The 22,012-nt window shown below is 62.5% G+C and carries 16 protein-coding genes; 13 read left to right on the plus strand and 3 right to left on the minus strand.

All coding sequences use genetic code 11. From position 1 onward, the window contains the following. Window positions 1-13: 13 nt before the first annotated feature. The 9 genes from ASG47_RS19345 to ASG47_RS19380 all read left to right on the plus strand — a co-directional run bounded on the left by ASG47_RS19345 (window position 14) and on the right by ASG47_RS19380 (window position 13,208). Window positions 14-1,045, plus strand: coding sequence for an efflux RND transporter periplasmic adaptor subunit (locus ASG47_RS19345; RefSeq protein WP_061911878.1), 1,032 nt, complete (start codon window positions 14-16; stop codon window positions 1,043-1,045). After that, window positions 1,042-2,115, plus strand: coding sequence for an efflux RND transporter periplasmic adaptor subunit (locus tag ASG47_RS19350; protein ID WP_061911879.1), 1,074 nt, complete (start codon window positions 1,042-1,044; stop codon window positions 2,113-2,115). Before ASG47_RS19345 ends, ASG47_RS19350 begins: the two co-directional genes overlap by 4 nt. Next, complete coding sequence (locus ASG47_RS19355) at window positions 2,116-5,193, plus strand: efflux RND transporter permease subunit (protein WP_061911880.1); 3,078 nt, start codon at window positions 2,116-2,118, stop codon at window positions 5,191-5,193. It begins immediately after the preceding gene. Window positions 5,194-5,379: 186 nt separating this feature from the next. Next, on the plus strand, window positions 5,380-5,493 hold the full coding sequence (kdpF, locus tag ASG47_RS20900; protein ID WP_162236055.1) for a K(+)-transporting ATPase subunit F: 114 nt from the start codon (window positions 5,380-5,382) through the stop codon (window positions 5,491-5,493). An 18-nt stretch (window positions 5,494-5,511) separates the two neighbouring features. Next, window positions 5,512-7,221, plus strand: coding sequence for a potassium-transporting ATPase subunit KdpA (kdpA, locus tag ASG47_RS19360; RefSeq protein WP_061911881.1), 1,710 nt, complete (start codon window positions 5,512-5,514; stop codon window positions 7,219-7,221). Window positions 7,222-7,232: 11 nt separating this feature from the next. Then, entirely contained in the window at window positions 7,233-9,290 is a 2,058-nt protein-coding gene (gene kdpB, locus ASG47_RS19365; RefSeq protein WP_061911882.1) for a potassium-transporting ATPase subunit KdpB, read from the plus strand. Between the two features lie 9 nt (window positions 9,291-9,299). Next, on the plus strand, window positions 9,300-9,866 hold the full coding sequence (kdpC, locus tag ASG47_RS19370) for a potassium-transporting ATPase subunit KdpC (RefSeq protein ID WP_061911883.1): 567 nt from the start codon (window positions 9,300-9,302) through the stop codon (window positions 9,864-9,866). 1 nt (window position 9,867) lies between these two features. After that, entirely contained in the window at window positions 9,868-12,528 is a 2,661-nt protein-coding gene (locus tag ASG47_RS19375; protein WP_061911884.1) for a sensor histidine kinase, read from the plus strand. Then, window positions 12,525-13,208 (plus strand): response regulator, encoded by a 684-nt coding sequence (locus ASG47_RS19380; RefSeq protein WP_061911885.1) that lies wholly within the window; start codon window positions 12,525-12,527, stop codon window positions 13,206-13,208. Before ASG47_RS19375 ends, ASG47_RS19380 begins: the two co-directional genes overlap by 4 nt. Here ASG47_RS19380 and ASG47_RS19385 read toward each other — a convergent pair. From ASG47_RS19385 to ASG47_RS19395, 3 genes are read right to left on the minus strand one after another with little or no spacing between them, the layout of a single operon-like run. Then, a complete protein-coding gene (locus ASG47_RS19385; protein WP_061911886.1) occupies window positions 13,205-14,218 on the minus strand; it encodes an ABC transporter ATP-binding protein in 1,014 nt (337 codons plus the stop codon). The two genes, ASG47_RS19380 and ASG47_RS19385, sit on opposite strands and share 4 nt — an antisense overlap. Then, window positions 14,218-15,792 (minus strand): ABC transporter permease, encoded by a 1,575-nt coding sequence (locus tag ASG47_RS19390; RefSeq protein WP_061911887.1) that lies wholly within the window; start codon window positions 15,790-15,792, stop codon window positions 14,218-14,220. The genes ASG47_RS19385 and ASG47_RS19390 overlap by 1 nt, the downstream gene beginning before the upstream one ends. Before the next feature lie 7 nt (window positions 15,793-15,799). Then, window positions 15,800-16,801 carry an iron ABC transporter substrate-binding protein gene (locus tag ASG47_RS19395; RefSeq protein ID WP_061911888.1) on the minus strand — a complete coding sequence of 334 codons (1,002 nt, stop codon included), beginning with the start codon at window positions 16,799-16,801 and terminating at the stop codon, window positions 15,800-15,802. 156 nt (window positions 16,802-16,957) lie between these two features. On the opposite strand from ASG47_RS19395, the gene ASG47_RS19400 reads away from it, so the two are divergent. From ASG47_RS19400 to ASG47_RS19415, 4 genes are all read left to right on the plus strand, one after another. Beyond that, entirely contained in the window at window positions 16,958-18,211 is a 1,254-nt protein-coding gene (locus ASG47_RS19400) for an imelysin family protein (protein ID WP_061911947.1), read from the plus strand. Between the two features lie 130 nt (window positions 18,212-18,341). Further along, the gene (locus ASG47_RS19405) at window positions 18,342-19,853 is read left to right on the plus strand and encodes a di-heme oxidoredictase family protein (protein WP_061911889.1); all 1,512 of its coding nucleotides are present in this window, start codon (window positions 18,342-18,344) and stop codon (window positions 19,851-19,853) included. Next, window positions 19,853-20,902, plus strand: a complete 1,050-nt coding sequence (locus tag ASG47_RS19410) for an imelysin family protein (RefSeq protein WP_061911890.1) — start codon at window positions 19,853-19,855, stop codon at window positions 20,900-20,902. The genes ASG47_RS19405 and ASG47_RS19410 overlap by 1 nt, the downstream gene beginning before the upstream one ends. Before the next feature lie 2 nt (window positions 20,903-20,904). Further along, window positions 20,905-21,993, plus strand: a complete 1,089-nt coding sequence (locus ASG47_RS19415) for a DUF1513 domain-containing protein (protein WP_061911891.1) — start codon at window positions 20,905-20,907, stop codon at window positions 21,991-21,993. Window positions 21,994-22,012: the final 19 nt, after the last annotated feature.

The raw sequence follows: 22,012 nt of genomic DNA on the forward strand, positions 1-22,012 counted from the left end.
GGTAGTCGCGGTCATGGCGTCCCTTTCCGCGTGCTTTTCCAGCGCCACCCCGCCGGAAAAGCCGCTGGCGCTGGTGCAGGTTCAGTCTGTTGCACTTTCCGATGTTGCCAAGTCGCTCAAGATCACCGGAGCCGTTCAATCGCGTGCCGAGACGCCGGTCGCGTTTTTGACCGCGGGGCAACTGACCGAGCTTGGCGCCAAGATCGGCGAGGCTGTGACCAAAGGCCAGGTTCTCGCGCGCCTCTCCTCGCAGGAGCAGGAAGCGGACGTCGAAGCGGCCGCTGCCGGCCTTCAGGCCGCCGAAGTGCGGCTGAAGCAGGCCAACGCGACGCTCGATCGTCAGAAATCGCTGTTCGACCAAGGGCTGACCACGAAGAGCGCCTTCGATGGTGCGCAGACCGCATTGGAAACCGCCAGCAATTCCCGTGACAGCGCCCAGGCCCAGCTTGATCTGGCGCAGGAAAGCGCCGGCTATACCGAACTCAAGGCACCGGCCGATGGCGTCATCATCCGTCGACTGTACGAGATCGACGAGGTGGTCCAGGCCGGCTCCCCGGTTTACGTCATCGCTGAAAACGGCCCGCGCAAGGCGGCGCTCAATGTGCAGGAAACTGCGATTGCGCGTTGGGACAGGTCGAGGCCGGTGCAGGTGTCGCTGGTCTCCAATCCTGCGATCTCGACGACCGGAACGGTAACAGAAGTAGCTCCCTCACTCGATGCGACCGGCACGGTTCAGGTCAAGGTGACGCTCGACGACGGCTCGAAAATGCCTTTGGGATCAGCGGTAACGGCGGTGCTGTCCTGGCCTGCGGAAACCCGCATCGATCTCCCCGCGAGCGCCCTTTGGCAGACGGGCGAGGTGGCACAGGTCTGGGTGGTGGACGCGCAGAACATCGTCGCGCTCAAGCCCGTCGAAATCGAATCCTACGGCACCGACGATGTGGTGATCAGCAGCGGCCTCGAGCCCGGTGATCGCGTCGTCGTCTCCGGCACGCAATTCCTTTCACCCCAGCAAAAAGTCGATGTTCAGGACCTCGGCGCATGAACAAGTTTTATTCCATCGCCCTTACCCTGGTGCTCGCCAGCACCTTGGCTGCCTGCAGTTCCGAGGCGCCACCAGAAGCGCCGATCCGCCCGGTGCTCTCCATTGTCGCCGGGCCCAACAGCGCCGCGGTCGCTGGCTTTGTCGGGGTCATCGAGCCGCAAGTCTCGGTGGACCAATCCTTCCGTGTTGGGGGCACGCTCGTGACCCGCACAGCCGAAGTCGGCGATACCGTCAGCATCGGCGACCCCATCGCAACGCTCGACGCCACCACCTACGATCTTTCGCTCGAAACGGCGCGCGCCAATCTCCAGACCGCTCAGGCGCAATATGACAATGCCGCCGCCAGCGAAGGCCGGCTGCGCACGCTCAACCAGAGTGATGTCATTTCGACGTCCAATCTTGAAGAATCCGAGCAACAGACGGAAGCCGCCCGTGCTGGTCTCGTCCAGGCCCAATCCCGCGTCAAACAGGCCGAGGAGCAATTGGCCTATACTGGCCTCAAAGCCTCGATCGACGGCGTCGTGACCGCCATTGGTGCCGAGCCCGGCGCGGTTGTCGCTGCCGGCCAGGCCGTGGTCACCATTGCCCAGCCGCAGGATCGCGATCTCGTCATCGATGTGCCCGAAGAAGTGGTGCAGGGCCTCTCGCTGGGCGATCGGTTCACGGTCGTGCCGCAGCTCGCAGCCGATGTCGCTGCCGATGGGACACTGCGCGAAATCGCGCCGCAGGCCGATCCCGTGACCCGCACTTGGCGCCTCCGCATCGGCCTTGAAAATCCATCGCAGGATTTCTGGCTCGGCACCACCGCAAGCGCTGTTCCGCAAGGTGGCGTGAGCGGGGCGATCGAACTCCCCCAGGTGGCCATCAAGACCGTCGATGGCGCGACCAGCATTTTCGTCGTCAACGAAACTGATGCGACCGTCAGCCAACGCAACGTCACCGTTGCGCCGGCCGCCAACGGCTTCGTGACTATCCAATCCGGCTTGGAGTCAGGGGAGCGGGTCGTCATTGCCGGGGTCAATAGCCTTGCCGATGGCCAGAAGATCAAGCTCGAGCAGGAGAGCAAGTAAATGAAGGGCTTTAACCTCTCCGATTGGGCGCTCCAGCATCGCTCGCTCGTCTGGTATTTCATGGCCGTAGCTCTGGTCGCCGGCGTCTTTTCCTATCTCCATCTCGGCCGCGAGGAAGATCCGGCCTTCACAATCCGCACCATGGTCATCGTTGCCCAATGGCCGGGCGCGTCGGCCGAGGAAGTGACCGATCAGGTCACCGAACGGATCGAGCGCGAACTCCAGGATTTGCAGACGCTCGATTATAGCCGCTCGGTGACAGTTGCCGGCAAGACGACAGTCTATGTCACGCTGCGCAATGAGACCCCTGCCGCTACCGTCCGTTCGGTGTGGGAAGAAGTGCGCTCGATGATTGGCGACATCGCCTACACCTTCCCCCAAGGCGTGCAGGGCCCGTTCTTCAACGACCGGTTTGGCGACGTCTATGGCAATATCTTCGCGTTCACCGGCGATGGGCTGACCCAGCGCCAATTGCGCGATTATGTCGAAGACGCCCGCTCGAAAATTCTGACGCTCCCCGAAGCCGGCAGCGTCGAACTCGTCGGCGCGCAGGATGAAAAGGTCTTCCTCGAATTTTCGACCCGCCAGCTTGCCGCCCTCGGCATCAGCGAGGCCGAGGTTATCGCGACGCTGCAAGATCAAAACGCGATCACCTCGTCCGGCGTCGTTCAGGCCGGGTCACAGCGCGTCGTTGTTCGCGTCGGTGGGCAGTTTACCTCCGACGAGAGCCTCAAGAACATCAATCTCCGGCTCGGCGAGCGCTTCTTCCGCCTCGTTGACGTAGCCACCATCAGCCGGGGCTACACCGATCCCCCGACCGCGCTGTTCCGCTATAATGGCCAGCCGGCTATCGGCCTCGCCATCGGCATGAGGGCAGGGGGCAATTTGCTCGAATTCGGCGAAGGCCTCGAACATGAGGTTGACCGGATCGTCGCGGAACTGCCCTATGGCGTCGAAATCCATCGCGTTTCCGACCAGCCGCATGTGGTCGAAGAAGCCGTCAACGGCTTCACCAAGGCGCTCTTTGAAGCCGTCGCCATCGTCCTGATCGTCAGCTTTGTCAGCCTTGGCCTCCGAGCGGGCATGGTTGTGGCCCTATCGATCCCGCTCGTCTTGGCGATCACCTTCCTCGCGATGTCCTATCTCGGCATCTCGCTCCAGCGTGTTTCGCTTGGTGCGCTGATCATTGCGCTGGGCCTCCTCGTCGACGACGCGATGATTGCGGTCGAGATGATGGTCTCAAAGCTCGAAGCGGGAGAGAGCCTCCGCAACGCGGCGACGGCCGTCTATACCTCGACCGCCTTCCCGATGCTGACCGGGACGCTCGTGACCGTCGCGGGCTTTATCCCGATCGGCCTCAATCCGAGCCAAGCCGGTGAATTCACCTATACCCTCTTCGTGGTCCTCGCGATTTCGCTGATCGTGTCCTGGGTCGTTGCAGTGCTGTTTACGCCTCTGCTTGGTGTCACCATTCTGCCCAAGCAGATGAAGCACAAGGGGCATGGCAAGGGCCGCCTGATGACGGGCTTTTCCAATCTCATCGAAGGCGCCATGCGGCTCAAATGGCTGACCATAGCCTTCACCGTCGCGCTCTTCGGTGTCTCGGTCTATGGGCTCACCCATGTGCAGCAGCAATTCTTCCCGTCCTCGGACCGGCCCGAACTGATCGTCGATTGGCACCTGCCGCAGAATGCGTCGATCGCCGAAACCCAGGCGCAGATCGCCAAGTTCGAGAGCGAAGCGCTGATCGGCAATGCCAATATCGACCACTTCTCGAGCCATGTCGGGGAGGGCGCGCCGCGCTTCGTCCTGACGCTCGACGTTCCCGCCGGCCGGCCCTCGCTGGGCCAGACCGTGATCGTCACCAAGAGCATCGAGGTCCGCGATCAGGTGAAGGAGGAGATCGAAGCCTATCTCCGCACGACTTTCCCCGGCACCGATACCTATGTCGGCACGCTCTCGCTTGGCCCACCGGTATCCCGCCCGATCCAGTACCGCGTCAGTGGTCCCGATATCGAAACCGTCCGCACGCTTTCCCAGCAGCTCTCGGCCAAGATCAGCGAAAATCCTAATCTCGGGCTCGTTCGCTATGATTGGATGGAGACCATGCGGGTCGTCGAAGTTGATGTGCTTCAGGACAAGGCGCGGCAATTAGGCATCACCAATGCCGATATCGCCAATGGTCTCAACGGTATTTCGAGCGGCCAACCGATCACCCAGATCCGCGATAGCATTTACCTCGTCACGGTTGTAGGCCGGGCGGAAGCGGCCGAACGCGACTCGCTCGAAACGCTGCAGAACCTGCAGCTCTCGACGGGTGACGGCCGTGCCATTCCGCTCTCGTCGGTCGCAACGCTTTCCTATACTCAGGAGCATCCGATGATCGTCCGGCGCAATCGCGTCCCGACGCTCACCGTCAGTGCCGACGTGCTCGGCCATCTCCAGCCGGCAACCGTTGCTGCCGGTCTGAAGCCTGCAGTCGATGCTTTCAGCGAGACGCTGCCCGCCGGCTATTCGATTGCCGTAGGCGGCACAGTCGAGAGCAGCGCCGAATCCACGGCACCGATCATCGCTGTCGTTCCCCTCATGCTCTTCGTCATGGCGACCGTGTTGATGCTGCAATTGCAGAGCTTTTCGCGGCTCTTCCTCGTCGTCGCCGTGGCGCCGCTTGCTTTGATCGGTGTCGTCGCTGCGCTGCTGCCGTCGGGCAAGCCGCTTGGCTTTGTCGCCATTCTCGGCATTCTGGCGCTGATCGGCATTCTCGTGCGCAATTCGGTTATCCTGATCGTCCAGATCGAGCATTTGCGGAGCGAAGGCATGGCAGCCTGGAAAGCGGTGGTGGAAGCCACCGAGCATCGCGTCCGCCCGATCCTTCTCACCGCGTTGGCCGCAAGCCTTGGGCTGATCCCGATCGCAACCGAAGTGTTCTGGAGCCCCATGGCCTTTGCCATGATCGGCGGCATCCTCGTCGGCACTATGCTGACGCTGGTTTTCCTGCCGGCACTCTATGTCACCTGGTTCAGGATCAAGCCCGAACCAGAGCCGCCGCGCGAAGACGTCGCGCCAGTCCAGGCGTGATCTTGAGAAGGCCCGCACATGATGCGGGCCTTCGCTTTTATGCAATCTTTATACCGCCGCCATCCAATCCATATGGAAGCTTGAGGCGCCGCGGATGCAATGGAGAGGCTCCAGTCGGAGTTCTGTCCATGCTCGATATTCTCTTCATCTTTCTTGGTGCCGCCATGCTCGCCGCTCTCGCGGGCTATGCGTTGGCGCTCGATCGGCTTTAGCCCTGCCATGTTGCTTGTCTCATTCCTCGTCGCGCTGGTGCTTGCCATCTATCTTCTGGTGACGCTGCTGCGTCCCGAGCGGTTCTGACCGGATCGGAGTTTTCAAATGACCATCATCGGATGGGTGCAGATCGGCCTTGTGCTGATTGCAACGCTTTTGCTTGCCAAGCCGCTCGGGCTCTATATGGCGCGCGTTTTTTCGGGCGAGCGCACATGGCTCTCGCCGGTCCTGTCGCCGGTCGAAACCGGTTTCTACAAACTGGCCGGCGTTCGGCGCGAAGACGAACAGGGCTGTCTCAGCTACACCTTTTCGGTGCTCGCCTTCAGCCTTGCGGGTCTGCTGGCGCTCTTTGCCATCTTGCGTCTGCAGGGCGTGCTGCCTTTCAATCCGCAGGGCTTCGGGCCCGTCGCGCCAGACCTCGCCTTCAACACCGCGGTCAGTTTCGTGACCAATACCAACTGGCAGAACTATGCCGGCGAAAGCACGCTGAGCAATTTCAGTCAGATGGCTGGGCTGACGGTGCAGAATTTCCTGTCGGCTGCGACTGGTATCGCCGTTGCCATGGCTGTTACGCGGGCCTTCATCCGCTCGAAAACCTCGGCGCTGGGCAACTTTTGGGTCGATATGACCCGCGCCACGCTCTATGTGCTGCTCCCCCTCGCCATCATCGTGGCGCTGGCCTTTGTTGCCCTGGGCCTACCGCAAAATCTCGATGCCAATTTCGTCGCAACGACGCTTGAAGGCGCGCAGCAGACGATTGCGACCGGGCCTGTAGCGAGCCAGGAAGCCATCAAGCAACTTGGCACCAATGGCGGCGGCTTCTTCAACGTCAATGCTGCTCATCCGTTCGAGAACCCCAACGCTTTCTCGAACTATCTCAATATCATTGCCATGCTCTCGATCTCGCTGGCACTGGTCTATTCATTTGGCCAGATGGTCGGCAATCGCCGCCAGGGTTGGGCGCTGATTTCGGTGACAATCATCATGCTCGTCGTCGGCACGGGCGTCGTCTTTTGGGCCGAAACGGCGGGCAATCCGCTGCTGCACGGCGCCGGTCTCGATGTCGCCATGGGCAATTTTGAGGGCAAGGAAGTCCGCTTCGGCCAGTCCATGAACGCGCTTTATGCCGCGGTCACCACGGGTCTTTCCGATGGCGGCGTCAATGCCATGCATTCTTCGCTCACCCCGCTCGGTGGGCTCGTGCCAATGTTCCTGATGCAACTTGGCGAAGTTTTGCCGGGCGGTGTGGGTTCGGGGCTTTATGGCATGCTGGTCTTTGCCATCCTCGCGGTTTTCGTCGCGGGCTTGATGGTTGGCCGTACGCCGGAATTCATGGGTAAGAAGATCGAGGCGCGGGAAATGAAGCTGGCCATGCTGGCCATTCTCATCCTGCCCTTCGTGATCCTTGGGTTCACCGCCATTTCGGCCGTCGCCGAATTCGGGGTCAGCCCGATCCTGACGCCTGGACCGCATGGCCTCAGCGAAATCCTTTATGCCTTCACCTCGGCTGCGGGCAATAATGGCTCGGCCTTCGGCGGTCTCACCGGCAATACACCCTGGTACAATACGACCCTCGGCATTGCCATGATGCTTGGCCGCTTCGCCTATATCGTGCCGGTTCTGGCCATTGCCGGATCGCTCGCCGCCAAGCCACGCGTTCCGGCCTCCTCGGGCACTTTCCCGACCGACCGGCCGCTGTTTGTCGGCCTCATCATCGGCATCATCCTCATCATGGGCGGGCTGCAGTTCTTCCCCGCTCTCGCTCTTGGCCCCATCGCCGAGCACTTCGCCATGCTCGCCGGCCAAAGCTTTTAGGACCAACGCAAATGTCCACGACGACAAAATCCATATCTGTCTTCAGCCCCGCCATCCTGGTGCCGGCCCTGCACGATGCCGTGATAAAGCTCGACCCGCGCCAGCTCGTGCGCAATCCGGTGATTTTTGTCACCGAGATTGTCGCCGTGGTGGTGACGGTCATCTTCATCCAGGACCTTCTGACCAGCAGCACGACCGCTGGTTTTTCCGGCCAGATCGCGCTCTGGCTCTGGTTCACCGTACTATTCGCCACCTTTGCCGAGGCCGTCGCCGAAGGGCGCGGCAAGGCACAGGCCGAAAGTCTGCGCCGCGCGAAGACCGATCTCTTCGCCAAAAAGCTGCTTTTCCCCGACAAGCCCGGCGACCGTTCCAGCGAAGTCATTCCATCGACGGCCCTCAAGATCGGCGATGTCGTCATCGTCGAGGTCAACGACCTCATCCCAGGCGATGGCGAAGTCATTGAAGGCGTCGCCTCGGTCAATGAAAGCGCCATTACCGGTGAATCAGCACCCGTGATCCGCGAAGCCGGCGGTGACCGGTCGGCTGTGACCGGCGGCACGCAGGTGATCTCGGATTGGCTCAAAATCCGGATCACGACGCGTCCCGGCGAAAGCTTCGTCGATCGCATGATCGGCCTCATCGAAGGTGCGAAGCGGCAGAAGACGCCGAACGAGATCGCCCTCTCGATCCTGCTGTCGGGCCTGACGCTGATCTTTCTGATTGCCGTCGTCACGCTCTATGGCCTGGCCGCCTATTCCGGCACCGATCTTTCGGCGGTCGTGCTGGCGGCGCTGCTCGTGACGCTGATCCCGACCACGATCGGCGGGCTACTCTCGGCCATCGGCATTGCCGGCATGGATCGGCTGATCCGCTTCAACGTCATCGCCACTTCGGGCCGTGCCGTGGAAGCTGCAGGCGACGTTGATACGCTGCTCCTCGACAAGACCGGCACCATCACCTTCGGCAATCGCATGGCTTCGGAATTCATTCCGGTCGGTGGCGTCAGCGACAAGGCGCTGGCCGAAGCCGTTCTGCTCTCAAGCCTCGCCGACGAAACAGCCGAAGGCCGCTCCATTGTCGCTCTCGCCCGCGACGAGTATCGCGTGACCGAACCCCCACACGCCGCTATAGCAACGACGTTCATCCCCTTCTCCGCCCAGACCCGCCTCTCGGGCGTGGATGTCGAAGGCCGTCGCATCCGCAAGGGTTCAGTCGACGCCGTGCTCCGCTTCGTGGGTCTCGATCGCGATCAAGCCGGTGCCGAGTTCATCAAAGCGGTTGAATCCATCGCCCGTTCCGGCGGCACGCCGCTGGCCGTGGCCGAAGCCGATCGCCTGCTCGGCGTCGTCCATCTCAAGGACGTTGTCAAGCCCGGCATCAAGGAGCGCTTCGCCGCGCTGCGCGCCATGGGCATCCGCACGGTCATGGTCACCGGCGATAACCCCATCACCGCCGCCGCCATCGCCTCTGAGGCTGGCGTCGACGACTTCCTCGCCGAAGCGACGCCCGAGCAGAAGCTCGACTTCATCCGCAAGGAGCAGACCGGCGGCCGGTTGATCGCCATGTGCGGCGATGGCACCAATGACGCGCCCGCCCTCGCCCAAGCAGATGTCGGTGTTGCCATGCAGTCGGGCACGCAAGCCGCTCGCGAAGCCGGCAACATGGTCGATCTTGATTCTAGCCCCACAAAGCTCATCGAGATCGTCGAGATCGGGAAGCAAATCCTCATGACGCGCGGGGCGCTGACGACGTTCTCGATTGCCAACGATGTCGCGAAATATTTTGCCATCATCCCGGCGCTGTTCGTCGCGACCTATCCCGGCCTTGCTGCGCTCAACATCATGGGCCTCGCTTCGCCGCAATCGGCCATTCTCTCGGCCGTCATCTTCAATGCCTTGATCATCGTCGCCCTGATCCCGCTGGCTCTCCGCGGCGTCAAATATCGCCCGGTCGGCGCCGCCGCGCTGCTCTCGCGTAATCTGCTGATCTACGGCCTTGGCGGTCTCGTCGCGCCTTTCGTCGGCATCAAGCTCGTTGACATGATCGTCACCGGCCTTGGCATTATCTAGGAGTTTGCCATGCTCAACCATATTCGCCCGGCCCTCGTACTGACCGTCACGCTGACCCTCCTTCTTGGCGTCGCTTATCCGCTTGCCATTACCGGGGTCAGCCAGGCCGCTTTGCCCTACCAGGCCAATGGCAGCCGCATCGAACGCGATGGCACCGTCATCGGCTCGACCCTGATCGGCCAGAATTTTACCGGCCCGACCTATTTCTGGCCGCGCCCATCGGCCACTGGTCCCGATCCCTACAATGCTGCGGCATCGAGCGGGTCCAACTATGGTCCGACCGACAAGCGGCTGGTGGACCGCGTTGCTGAGGCAAGCCAGCAACTGGGGGGCCAAAATATTCCTGCCGATGCCGTCACAACCTCGGCTTCGGGCCTTGATCCCGATATCACGCCGGCCAATGCACAGATGCAGGTGGCGCGGGTGGCGCAGGCGCGCGGGATTGAAGCGGGGCGTCTTGAAGAGCTCATTGCCAGCATGACGCAATTGCCGGTTTTGGGTATATTCGGCGAACCGCGTGTCAACGTTCTCGCCCTCAATCTGGCGCTCGACGAATTGGCGCCCGAGGCGAGGTAAAATGGGCCAAGGCAGCGAGCAGAACCGGCCCGATCCGGACGCTCTTTTGCAGCTTGCCGCGCGTGAAAAGCGCGGCAAGCTTACGATTTTTCTCGGCATGGCGCCGGGCGTCGGCAAAACCTTTGCCATGCTCGAACGCGCTCAGGCGCTGAAGGAGCGCGGCGTCGATGTGGTCGTGGGGCTGGTCGAAACACATGGCCGCTCGGAGACCAGCGCCCTCGCTGAAGGTCTCGAAACCCTGCCGCGCCGGGACGCGCAGGGTGCCTATGGTGAATTCGATATCGACGCCGCCCTCAAGCGCCATCCGCAATTGCTGATCGTCGATGAACTCGCCCACACCAATCCCGACGGCGCCCGGCATCCCAAGCGCTACCAGGATATCGCAGAATTGATCGCCGCGGGGATCGACGTCTGGACCGCGCTCAACATCCAGCACCTCGAAAGCCTCTCCGAACTCGTCGGCCGCATCGCGGGCGTTCCCGTGCGCGAGACCGTGCCCGATATCGTCCTCAAGGGGGCCGATGAGGTTATTCTCGTCGATCTGCCACCGGCCGAGCTGATCGAGCGCCTCAAGGCGGGAAAGATCTATCTGCCCGACAATGCCGGTCGGGCGCTCGATGGGTTTTTCAAACCATCGACGCTTACGGCGCTACGCGAGCTCAGTCTCCGACGTGCCGCCGATCGGGTGGACGATCAGATGATCGATTTCCTCCGCCAGAGTGCCATCGAAGGCCCCTGGGCGACAGGTGAGCGGCTGCTTGTCTGCGTCGGGCCCGATGGCATGTCCGACACGGTGGTGCGTGAAGCCAGCCGGCTCGCCTCGGGTCTCAATGCCCGGTGGATCGTGCTATCGGTCTTCCGCCCGCATAGCCTGCCACCGAGTGGCGCCGCCAATGACACGCTTGAAGCAACGCTGCGCCTGGCGGAGCGTCTCGGCGCAGAAACCCGCCGCGAAAGTGCGCGCGATTTTGTTGACGCCATCCTCAGGATTGCCCGGCGCGAAAATATCACTCAGATCGTCATCGGCCGTAGCAGCAAGGCGCCCTTCTGGCGTCGCTCCCTTCCTGATGCGCTCCTCGCACGCGGCGGAGAAATCAGCGTTCATGTTGTGGCGACGCGAAAGGACAAAGGCCGGATCAGTCTCTCTCGGCGCAAGACGCCACCCGAATGGGCGTTGACCCTCGGCGTGCCGATCCTCGCGGTGGGTGCGACGACGCTTCTGGGGCTTGGCGTGTCCGCGCTGGTGGCCCTTCAAAACCTTTCGATGCTGTACCTTGCGGCGGTGCTGATCTCGGCGGTCGTCGCGGGTCGCCTCTCGGCGCTGATCGCGTCGCTCCTTTCGTTTTTCGCCTACAATGTTTTCTTCATCGATCCGACGGGCCGCCTCACCGTCGCGCGACCCGAAGAATTGCTCTCACTTGCCATTTTCGTCGCCGTGGCGCTGGCGGCGGGCCAACTCGCGGCGAGCCTGCGGCTCAGCGTCGACCGCACCGCCCAACAGGCCCGACAGGCGCAAGCGCTTCTCGATTTCGCGCGGAAAATGACTGGAACCTTTGGCCGTGATCAGGTGCTCGACACCATGGCGAGCCATTTCCACACGGCGCTCGGTCGTGGCGTCATCGTCCTTGCGCCAGATGAAACTGGCGAACTCGATGTCATTTCCGCTTGGCCACCCGACCAAACGTTTGATGCCACCGCGATGATCGCGGCGCGCTGGGCGCTCGACAAGCGCGAGCCTGCCGGCTTTCTCACGGGCACCCTGCCGCAAGTGCCCTATCTCCTGCGGCCCGTCATGGCCGGGCAACGGGTGCTCGCCGTCGCCGGCTTTGCCATGCGGCACGAGGATGGCGCTCCACGCGAGAGCGAACAACGCACGCTCGATGCGCTCCTTGAACAATCCGCGATCGCGCTCGATCGTGCCCGGCTTTCCCGCGAGAGTGCCCGCGCGACCGTCGCCCGCGAAAGCGAAAAGGTGCAAGCGGCGCTCCTCTCTTCGCTCTCGCATGATCTCAAGACCCCGCTCGCCAGCATCACCGGAGCCGTTACAAGCCTTCGCGAACTCGGCGATAGAATGCCTGTCGAAACACGTTCCGATCTGTTGCTCTCAATTGAAGAGGAAGCCGGGCGCTTGACGCGCTTTGTCGCCAATCTCTTCGAGATGACCCGCATCGAAGCGGGAATGATCAAGGCGCGTCGCGATCCCATCGACCTTCGCGATGTCATCGCCTCCGCAGTGTCCCGCGCCCGGCGCATTCATCCCGGCGTCGATTTCGACGTCAGTCTCGCCGATGATCTGCCCGCCGCCGCCGCCGATGCTCCGCTTTTGGAACAGGTTCTCTTCAATCTTCTCGATAATGCGCGCAAATATGGTGGCGATGGGACGATTTCGGTCTATGCCCGTGGCGAGGGCCGCGAAGTTGTGCTCGCCGTGACCGACGAAGGCAAAGGCATCCCGGAGGCGGATCTGGAACGCATCTTTGAAAAATTTTATCGCCGCACCAAGGGCGATGGGCGCGCCGCGGGCACGGGCCTTGGCCTTGCCATTGCGCGCGGGCTCATCATGGCCATGGGCGGAACGATCAAGGCTGAAAGCCCTGCCATACGTCGCCGCGGCACGCGTTTTGTCATCCGCCTGCCGCGCAGCGAGCGAGCAGCCTCGTGAAGCCGCGTATCCTCGTTGTCGATGATGAACCCCAGATCCAGCGCTTCTTGCGCGCAGCACTCGAAGCGACCGATTTCGAAGTCGAAAGCGCAGAAACCGTCGCCGCTGCAAAGCGCCTAGCCGCAACACGCTCGCCTGCCTTGATCGTCCTCGACCTAGGCCTTCCCGATGGGGATGGCAAGGAAGTCATTCAGACGGTGCGCGCCTTTTCGACCGTGCCGATCATCGTGTTGTCGGCCCGCGATCAGGAGGCCGAGAAGATCGCTGCGCTCGACGCGGGAGCGGACGACTATATCGAAAAGCCGTTCGGCATCGGCGAATTTCTCGCACGCCTCCGGGTCGCTCTCCGGCATCGCGAACCCGCAACGATACCGCATAAGCCGCAAGCCTTCGGCGATATCGTCCTCGATCGCGACAAGCGGCTCGTGCACCGGGCAGGGGACACCATCCACCTGACGCCCAAGGAATACGATCTCTTCGTGCTGTTGGCCGATAACGCCGGGCGCGTCGTGACCCATGCCATGGCGTTGCAACGGCTCTGGGGACCCGCTCACAAGGACGATGCGCAATATCTGCGGGTGCTCGTCGGCCAGTTGCGGGCAAAACTTGGCGCCGGAACGGGCCTCATCGAAAACGAAACCGGCGTCGGTTATCGTCTGCGCGAGGCCTCGGAGGCCTAGGCGAAGACGTGACCTTTTCCTGCGACCTGCAGGAAAACCACGTCACCCGGCTGGTGCTCCACCGTCGCGGGCACATCGACGATTATCGAAGGGACATCCGCATCCGGCTTGATCTCAAGCCGCCACTGCGCGCCACGATAGGCGCGGTGCGTAATGACACCCTTCGCGCCGTCGGGACCCAAAACTATATGTTCTGGCCGCACGAGAATCTCGGCACGCCCCTGATCCGGATGGTTGACCGCGATCATGCCCAGAGGCGTGTGGGCGACACCGTTCTCAAGCGCCCCTGTGACCACGATGGCCTCGCCTAAGAACCGCGCAGTCTCGACATCGGCCGGCTGCGCGTAAAGCCGCTGCGGCGGGCCCGCATCGGCCACCGATCCGGCGCGCATGACGACGAGATGGTCGGCAAAAGCCAGTGCCTCGGCCTGATCATGGGTCACAAGTATAGTGGTGATCCCTGCCTCAGCGAGCAAATCGCCCACCATGTCGCGCATGGCCTCGCGGAGACCGGTGTCGAGCGCCGAGAATGGCTCATCGAGCAGCATCAAGTCCGGTTTCTGGGCGAGCGCGCGCGCAAGCGCCACGCGCTGCTGCTGGCCACCCGAAAGTTCGTGGGGGCGGCGCGCTATCATTTCCGGTGGCAGGCCGACGCGTTCAAGCAGTTCCCCGATCCGCGCGCTCCGGCCAGCATCGCTCTTGGGCACGGCAAAGCCGATATTTTCCCCAATGCTCATATGGGGAAACAGCGCACCTTCCTGCGCCACATAAGCAATGTTGCGCCGATGGGGCGGCACGCTTTGCCCCGCCTTGCAGAGTGACCGGTGCGAGAGTGTGAGGCTGCCGGCGTCGAGGTTCTCGAAGCCGGCGATCAGCCGCAATAGCGTTGTTTTGCCAGAGCCCGATGGGCCGACCACCACCGTCCGGCCGCCTCGCGGCGCCGTTAGGCTGACATCGCGCACGCCCGGCTGGCCGCCGTAAAGCTTCGTCACGCCGTCAAGCACGAGCATCAGCCGCGCTCCGGGCGATCGGCTTGCAGTTGCAACAGGATGACGAGGGGACAGGAGAAGAGGATCATCAGCACCGCATAGGGTGCGGCGGAAGCAAAGTCGAGTTCGCTTGTATAAGACCAGAAGCGCATGGCCAGCGTCCGCGTGCCATTGGGCGCCAGCATCAGCGTCGCTGTCAGTTCCGTCGTGATCCCCAGCGCTACCAACGCCGCACTCGCCGCCGCGCCGGGTGCTGCAAGCCGGATCGTCGTATGCCAGACCGCAGCCAGCGGTTTGCGCCCAAGGCTTGCTGCTGCCCGTTCAAGCTCGACCGGCGCCTGCGCAATGCTGGTCCGTAGGCCAACAAGCGCGCGAGGCATGAACATCAGCACATAGGCAAAAAGCAGTGTCGCGACGGTCTGATAGAGGGGCAGTGCGACCTGAACGGTGATCGTCACCAGCGCCAGCGCGATGATCACGCCTGGCAGAGCGCCGACATAGGTGTGGCTCCCCTCGAGCCAGCGCTGCACTTTGCTTGGGGCCCGAACGGCAAGCCAGGCCATTGGAATCGCGGCCAGCGTCGTGAGCAACGCCCCGCTGAGCGCCAAAACCGCCGTCTGGCTCAATGCCGGCAGAATGAACTCAAATTGCCAGATTTCCGCGCCGCCCGCCCAGAGCCAACGCCCGAGCGTCAGGATCGGCACGCCCAGCGATAAAGCCGCAAGACCGGCTGGCACAATAAGGACTATCCAGCGCCACTTGCCCAATGCCTGGACCATGCGCCCGCGTGCGGCGCCGCCGCCAACCCGCGCGTATCGCTCCTCCCCACGCAAGCCAGTCTCGAGCCCAAGCAGCATCAGACACAGCAAGACCAAGACGCCGCCCAGCAAATTCGCCGATGGCCCGCTATAGGCAGACTGGAACTGATCGACGATCACGGTGGCGAAAGTGTCGAAGCGCGTCAGGACGAAGAGCCCATATTCGGCCATCAGATGCAGCCCGATCAGCAGCGCCCCGCCCATGATCGCCAGCCGCAATTGCGGCAGCACCACCTGCAGAAAAACCAGATGCGGCGGCTTTCCCATGGACTGCGCCATTTCTTCGAGCGCCGGATCGAGCCGCCGCAATTGCGCAGCGATAGGCAGGTAAACGAAGGGGAGATAGGCAAGGATCGAAACCAATACCGCCGCGCCAAGCCCATGAAAGCGCGGCATAAAGGCGCTCCAGGCGTAGGAATGGACGAAAGCCGGCAACGCCAGCGGCGCGACGACCAGCCAGGACCAGAAGCGGGCAAAGGGCAGGTCCGTCCGCTCGATCAACCACGCCAGCCCCAGCCCCAGCGCTACCGATAGCGGCAAGACCAGCCCAAGCAGCGCAAAAGTGTTGAGCAGCAGCGCGCCAACCTTGGGGCGGAGCACAAGGTCGGCGATCACCTGCCAGCCGCTGGTTGCCGCGATATAGACGACGAACATAAGCGGCAGCAGGCAGAGTGCGCCGGTTAGCACAGCAAAAGCGGTGACGACGGGATGCGCCGGGCGCCACCGCAAGCGGCGCCGCGGGCCATCCGCCATAGCGATTTCCGTCACCGCGCTCATGAGCTGACTAGAGAAGCCCGGCTTCCGTCATCAAACGCGCCGCGCCGACGGTGTCGAGCTGGCTCGGATCGATCTTTGGCGCATCAAGGCTATCGAGGGCCGGGAGCGCCGGATTGGACGCGTGATCGACACCGACGGCATATTCGAACGAAGTGCCATCGCGCAGCACATCCTGGCCCTTGGCGCTGGTGATGAAGCGGAGAAAGGCTTCGGCCTCGTCCTTGTGCTTGCTGGTCTTGAGAATGCCGCCGCCCGAGATCGAGACGAACGCGCCCGGGTCCTCATTGCCGAAATAGTGGAGGGCGGTGCTGTTGCTGTTCTCGCCCGTGCCGGCCTGATCGCCATACCAATAATAGTGGTAGATCAGTGCGCCATCGACTTCGCCATTGTTGGCTGCCGCCAGAGCAGCGCGATTGCCACGGACGATCACCGCGTTTTCTTGCATGCCCTTGAGCCAGGCCAGCGTGGCGTCCTCGCCTTCGAGCGCGAGATAGGCCGCGACGATCGCCTGGAAATCGGCGCCACTGGGCGAAGCGGCCCAGCGGCCCTGCCATTTGGCATCAGCCAGTTCCGCCATGGTCTTGGGCAGATCGGCTTCGGTCAGCTTGTCCTTGTTATAAGCAAAGACGGTCGAGCGGGCGGCGATGCCCATCCAATTACCATTGGTGGGGCGGAACTGCTCCGGCACCTGCGCCAGCAGATCCTCCGGCAGCGTTTCGAAGAGACCAGCTTTATCAACCAGCACCATGGCTGGCGAATTCTCCGTCAAAAACACGTCAGCCGGCGAATTTTCGCCTTCTTGCACGATCTGGTTGCCAACTTCGAGGTCCGACCCCTGGCGCAGCACCACGGGAATGCCGGTCTCGTCGGTAAAAGCCGAGGCCCATTCCTGCGCCAGCGTTTCGTGCTGGGCATTGTAGACGATGAGCGGGTCCTGCTGGGCAAAAGCGGCGGTAGAGAGCGCGAGGGAGATGAACGTCCCGACGAAAAGCGGCAGTTTGCGGATCATTCCGACTGTTCCATCGAAAAATGCCGCCCGCGGCGGCTAAAGATGATGCCCAGTGTCTAATTTGTAGCGCGGCGCTTGTCCATGCCAGTTGATTTCAAAAGGTGATGAGCCTAATCACCTTTGCAGCTTTCATTGGAGAATGGCGCGATGTTTTCGATTGGCAGGCGCTCGCTGCGCGGTTTGGCCTTGGTTCTGGCTCTGTCGGTTTCCCCGGTTGCGGTCATGGCCGAAGCGCCGAGCGAGGAAGCGGTTCTGCAAAACTATGCCGATCTCGCGCTTGCCGGCTATGAGGATGCGCTAAGCACCGCCAAGGCGCTCGAGGCTGCCGTCGATGCCCTGATCGCCAAGCCCAGCGAAGAGACCCTGGCCGCTGCCCGCTCCGCCTGGAAAGCCGCCCGCATTCCCTATCAGCAGACCGAAGCCTTCCGTTTCGGCAATCCGATCGTCGATGAATGGGAAGGCAAGGTGAACGCCTGGCCGCTCGACGAAGGCCTGATCGACTATGTCGATGCCAGCTACGGCACCGAAAGCGACAGCAACGCGCTCTATGTCGCCAATGTCATCGCCAACCCAAAGATCACGATCGACGGCACCGAGGTCGACGCCACCAATATCACGCCCGAACTCCTGCAGAACGAATTGCAGGAAGCCGCTGGCGTCGAGTCCAATGTCGCGACCGGCTATCACGCCATCGAGTTTCTCCTTTGGGGGCAGGATCTCAACGGCACTGGCCCTGGCGCCGGCAATCGCCCCTATACCGATTATTCGACCGCCGAACATGCCGATCGCCGCGGAGCCTATCTCAAGGCCGCAACGACCCTCCTCGTCAGCGATCTCGAAGAAATGGTCGGCAACTGGACGGCCGATGGCGCAGCCCGCAAGGCCCTGCCGGAGCGTGGTCTTTCCGCCATTCTCACCGGCATGGGCTCGCTCAGCTTCGGCGAATTGGCCGGCGAACGTATGAAGCTCGGCCTCTTGCTGCACGATCCGGAAGAAGAGCACGATTGCTTCTCGGACAATACCCACGTGTCCCATCTTGAAGACGCCGTCGGCATCCAGAACGTCTATCTCGGCCGCTATGTGCGCGTTGATGGCTCCGTCGTCGAAGGCCCCTCCATTTCGGCCGTCATCGCCGACAAGGACGCCGCTCTCGACACTGAGATCAAGGATCTGCTGGCCGATACCGTCGCCAAGATGAACGTCATGGCCAAGCGTGCCGAGACCGTCGAAGCCTATGACCAGCAGATCGCCGAGGGGAATACCGAAGGCAATGCCGTCGTTCAGGCCGCCATCGATGGGCTCATCGCCCAGACCCGCGGCATCGAACGCGCCGTGGCGCTTCTCGATCTTGCGGATGTGACCATCGAAGACAGCGACTCGCTCTCAAATCCAGATGCCGTGTTCGAGTAAATCTCGCATAAGTCTTCAACCACCGGCTGTCATCCCGGCGAAGGCCGGGATCCATCCTGAGATCTCAAGATAGGCCCCGGCTTGAAGCCGGGGTGGCAACCGGTGTGAAGGTTTCAGTTCGGTCTTTTCCATGCACATCCGCCTGACATTCGCGCTCGTTGCCCTCCTTGGCACTGGTCTCGTCTTTGCCAATGACCTGACGCAGCGCACGGATATTTCCGGCGACGACCTCGCCCGTGTGGCGGCCGTTACGGCACCTGCGACCGATTTCTCCAAGCCCGAAAAGTTCGAAACCAATCCTGCCGGCAAGGCAACGACCCGCTTTTCCGTCAACGCAGACTCGTTCAGCCATTTTCAGGCCAATCTCACGTTCGAGCAGGAAGAACAGTTCAAGCTCGGCAATGCGCTCTTTCGCAAGATCTGGGTGAGTTCGCCGAGCTCCACGCAGGCCTCGGATGGCCTTGGCCCTCTCTTCAACGCTCGCGGCTGCCAGAGCTGCCACATCAAGGATGGTCGCGGCCGTCCGCCATTCCCCGGCCAGGCCGAAAACGTCTCAATGTTTCTGCGCCTTTCGGTGCCGCCGAAAGAGCCAGATACGCGCCTTGCCATGGATGGTGTCATCGCCGGTGAAGTCGGCGACCCTGTCTACGGAACTCAGCTTCAGGACTTTGCCGTTCCGGGCCTCAAGGCCGAAGGCCGCATGGTCATCGACTACAAGGACCTGCCGGTTACCCTTGGCGATGGCACCGTCGTCACGCTTCGCCAGCCAACCTATTCCGCTGCCGATCTTGCCTATGGGCCGCTCGCCGCTGACGTCCGCCTCTCGCCGCGCATCGCCAATCCCATGATCGGCCTTGGCCTCGTCGAGCAGATTCCGGCCGAAGACATCCTCGCCCATGCCGATCCCGAAGATCGCGACGGCGATGGCATTTCCGGCCGACCGAACTGGACCATTGCGCCCGAAACCAAGACCGTTGCCCTAGGCCGTTTCGGCTGGAAAGCGGGGATGGCGACCATCCGCAGTCAATCCGCGGCCGCCTTTGCCGGCGACGTCGGGATTTCGACCCCGCTCGTCAATCTGCCCCATGGCGATTGCACCGAATTCCAGACCGCCTGCCTTGCCATGCTGACCGGCGAACAGCCACGTCTCGGCGTCAGCGAGGCGCCCGATCCGGTCCTCGATCTCGTTACCTTTTATGCCCAGACCCTCGGTGTCCCCGAGCGGCGCGACGTCGACGATCCCAAGGTGCTGGCCGGCAAGAAAGCCTTTTATAGCGCCGAGTGCGCGAGTTGCCACGTGCCCAAATTCGTCACCAGCAAGGCCGCCGAGAATCCAGCGCATCGCTTCCAGCTGATCTGGCCCTATTCCGATTTTCTCCTCCACGACATGGGCGAAGGCCTTGCCGATCATCGACCGGAAGGCCAAGCCGATGGCTATGAATGGCGCACGCCGCCGCTCTGGGGCATCGGCTTGACGCAGACGGTTTCGGGGCACACCTTCTTCCTCCACGATGGCCGCGCGCGTGACCTCACCGAAGCCATTCTCTGGCACGGCGGCGAAGCCCAAGCCTCGCGCGATGCCTTCGCGGCAATGAGTGCGGACGAGCGCGCCGATCTCGTGACCTTCCTGGAGTCGATGTGATGCGGATTCTTTTTGGTGCGGTTCTTGCCCTTGCGCTTTCGGCTCCGGTTGCCGCTCAAACGACGACGCCTTCCGAGGTGCTGCGCTCGAGCGTCAGCAATTTCGTCCGCCCGCAGATGAATTCTTTTGCCCGCGAGGCCGAGACGCTCTCGTCGGCAGTGATGACGCTCTGCACCACTCCGTCTGCCGAAACGCTTGCCGAGGCAAAGACCGCCTTTAGCGGCGCTGCCACGGCCTATGGTCGCGTCGAGTTTTTGCGCCTTGGCCCGCTGATGGAGGACAATCGCGCCGATCGGCTGCTATTCTGGCCCGATCGGCGCAGTATCGGTCTAAAGCAGGTGCAGGCCGTGCTCGCCGCATCCGAAACGCCGTCGCTCGAAGAGCTGACAGGCAAAAGTGTTGCCGTTCAGGGTTTCGGCGCTCTCGAATTCGTCCTTTTCGGCACCGGACAGGAAGCCCTGGCCTCAGCCGCCGGCCAAGCGCGTTGTGGTTATGGCAAGGCTATCGCGCAAAACATTGCCCAGATTGCCGCTGCCCTTGCCGACGGCTGGAGTGACCCGAACGGCATCGCCAAGCGCCTTACCCAGCCAGATCCGGCAAATACCGACTATCGCGATACGACGGAGGCGCTTGAGGCGCTGATCGGCGTCGTCGCGCACGGGATCGAAAATGTCCGCGATACCCGTATCAATCCCTTCTTGCCCAAGGACGATGCCAAGCCCAATCCGCGTCTCGCCCTGTTCTGGCGTTCAGAGCAGACGATCCCCATGCTCCGCGCCAATGTCAGCGGCTTGCGCCAACTCGTCGAACTTTCGGGCATGGTTTCGGATGGTGCGCTCGCTGCCAAAGTCACCGACGCCTTTGATCGTGCCGAGGCCGCCCTTGATCGGGTCACCGATCCGATCGACACAGCGCTCGCCGACCCCGCACAAACCGCGGCGCTTGGCGATCTCGTCGTTGCAACGCAGGACCTGCAGCAACTGATCGGCGAGGAACTCTCGTCCACGCTCGGCCTCAGCGTCGGCTTTTCCTCGCTCGACGGAGACTGATCATGTGGCAGCGCCGCGCCTTTCTCAAAGCGACTGGCGCCGGCTTTGCCGCGAGCCTCCTGCCGCGTCAGGCCTTCGCGCTCGAGCGCAATGATCTGGTCTTTGCCAGCGCCATCCAGACCGCTTCCGGCGCCTATGGCGCGGTGCTGATGGGCGAGCGCGGCGACATCATTTCTACTCTGGATCTTCCGGATCGCGGCCACGACATCACCATCAGTCGCGAGGCGGGCAGGGGCGTCATCTTCGCCCGCCAACCCGGAACGTTCGCGGTGGTCTTTGATCCCGATGGTCAAGCCGCACCTCAAACGCTGACCAGCATCGACGGCCGCCACTTCTTCGGCCATGGCGTCTTCTCGCCCGATGGCAAACTGCTCTACGCGACCGAAAGCGATTATGAGGCCGCCCAAGGCGTTGTCGGCATCTATGACGCGACCAATGGCTATCGCCGCATTGGCGAATTCCCCACCTATGGCACGGGCCCCCACGAAATGCTGCTGATGCCCGATGGCGTCACATTCGTCGTCGCCAATGGCGGCATTGAAACCCACCCCGATTTCGGCCGCGCCGAACTCAATATCGAGACCATGGACCCATCCGTCGTCTTCATCGACCGGCGCGACGGCCGGCTAGTCGGCCAGTTGCGCCTCGATGCCGGTCTCCACCAACTCTCCATCCGCCACATGGCCATCGATGCTCGTAGCCGCGTCTGGTTTGGCTGCCAATATAAGGGCAGTCCTTCGTATGCGCCCCAGCTCGTTGGCTACGCCACTATGGATGGCGACATTCGCCTCATCGAACTGCCCGCCGACACCATCCTCTCCCTGCGCAATTATGTGGGCTCCGTTGCCGTCTCCGCCGATGGCAGCAAGATCGGTGTTTCATCACCCGAAGGCGACCTGCTCGTCGCGATCGATGCCGAGGGCAGGCAGCCCGCGGTCGTTGAAACGCTCCGCAGCGGCTGCGGCCTCGCGGCCGATGGCGCGGGCTTCATCGCCACCAGCGGCATGGGCGACATGATCGGTATTGCCGGGGCCGAGCGTCCAACCCAAAGTTTCGATTTTCACTTCGATAATCACATGCTGCGGGTTTGAGCCGCCTTTTTCATCAGCC

The sequence above is a fragment of the Devosia sp. Leaf420 genome (assembly GCF_001425445.1).
Lineage (GTDB): Bacteria > Pseudomonadota > Alphaproteobacteria > Rhizobiales > Devosiaceae > Devosia.

What these genes read in the sequence shown, in the direction of transcription:
- ASG47_RS19345 (WP_061911878.1), top strand. Translation starts at nt 14, where the DNA reads ATGGCGTCCCTTTCCGCGTGCTTTTCCAGCGCCACCCCGCCGGAAAAG.
- ASG47_RS19405 (WP_061911889.1), top strand. Translation starts at nt 18,342, where the DNA reads ATGCACATCCGCCTGACATTCGCGCTCGTTGCCCTCCTTGGCACTGGT.
- ASG47_RS19350 (WP_061911879.1), top strand. Translation starts at nt 1,042, where the DNA reads ATGAACAAGTTTTATTCCATCGCCCTTACCCTGGTGCTCGCCAGCACC.
- ASG47_RS19390 (WP_061911887.1), bottom strand. Translation starts at nt 15,792, where the DNA reads ATGAGCGCGGTGACGGAAATCGCTATGGCGGATGGCCCGCGGCGCCGC.
- ASG47_RS19415 (WP_061911891.1), top strand. Translation starts at nt 20,905, where the DNA reads ATGTGGCAGCGCCGCGCCTTTCTCAAAGCGACTGGCGCCGGCTTTGCC.
- ASG47_RS19395 (WP_061911888.1), bottom strand. Translation starts at nt 16,801, where the DNA reads ATGATCCGCAAACTGCCGCTTTTCGTCGGGACGTTCATCTCCCTCGCG.
- kdpF (WP_162236055.1), top strand. Translation starts at nt 5,380, where the DNA reads ATGCGTTGGCGCTCGATCGGCTTTAGCCCTGCCATGTTGCTTGTCTCA.
- kdpC (WP_061911883.1), top strand. Translation starts at nt 9,300, where the DNA reads ATGCTCAACCATATTCGCCCGGCCCTCGTACTGACCGTCACGCTGACC.
- ASG47_RS19410 (WP_061911890.1), top strand. Translation starts at nt 19,853, where the DNA reads ATGCGGATTCTTTTTGGTGCGGTTCTTGCCCTTGCGCTTTCGGCTCCG.
- kdpB (WP_061911882.1), top strand. Translation starts at nt 7,233, where the DNA reads ATGTCCACGACGACAAAATCCATATCTGTCTTCAGCCCCGCCATCCTG.
- ASG47_RS19355 (WP_061911880.1), top strand. Translation starts at nt 2,116, where the DNA reads ATGAAGGGCTTTAACCTCTCCGATTGGGCGCTCCAGCATCGCTCGCTC.
- ASG47_RS19375 (WP_061911884.1), top strand. Translation starts at nt 9,868, where the DNA reads ATGGGCCAAGGCAGCGAGCAGAACCGGCCCGATCCGGACGCTCTTTTG.
- ASG47_RS19385 (WP_061911886.1), bottom strand. Translation starts at nt 14,218, where the DNA reads ATGCTCGTGCTTGACGGCGTGACGAAGCTTTACGGCGGCCAGCCGGGC.
- kdpA (WP_061911881.1), top strand. Translation starts at nt 5,512, where the DNA reads ATGACCATCATCGGATGGGTGCAGATCGGCCTTGTGCTGATTGCAACG.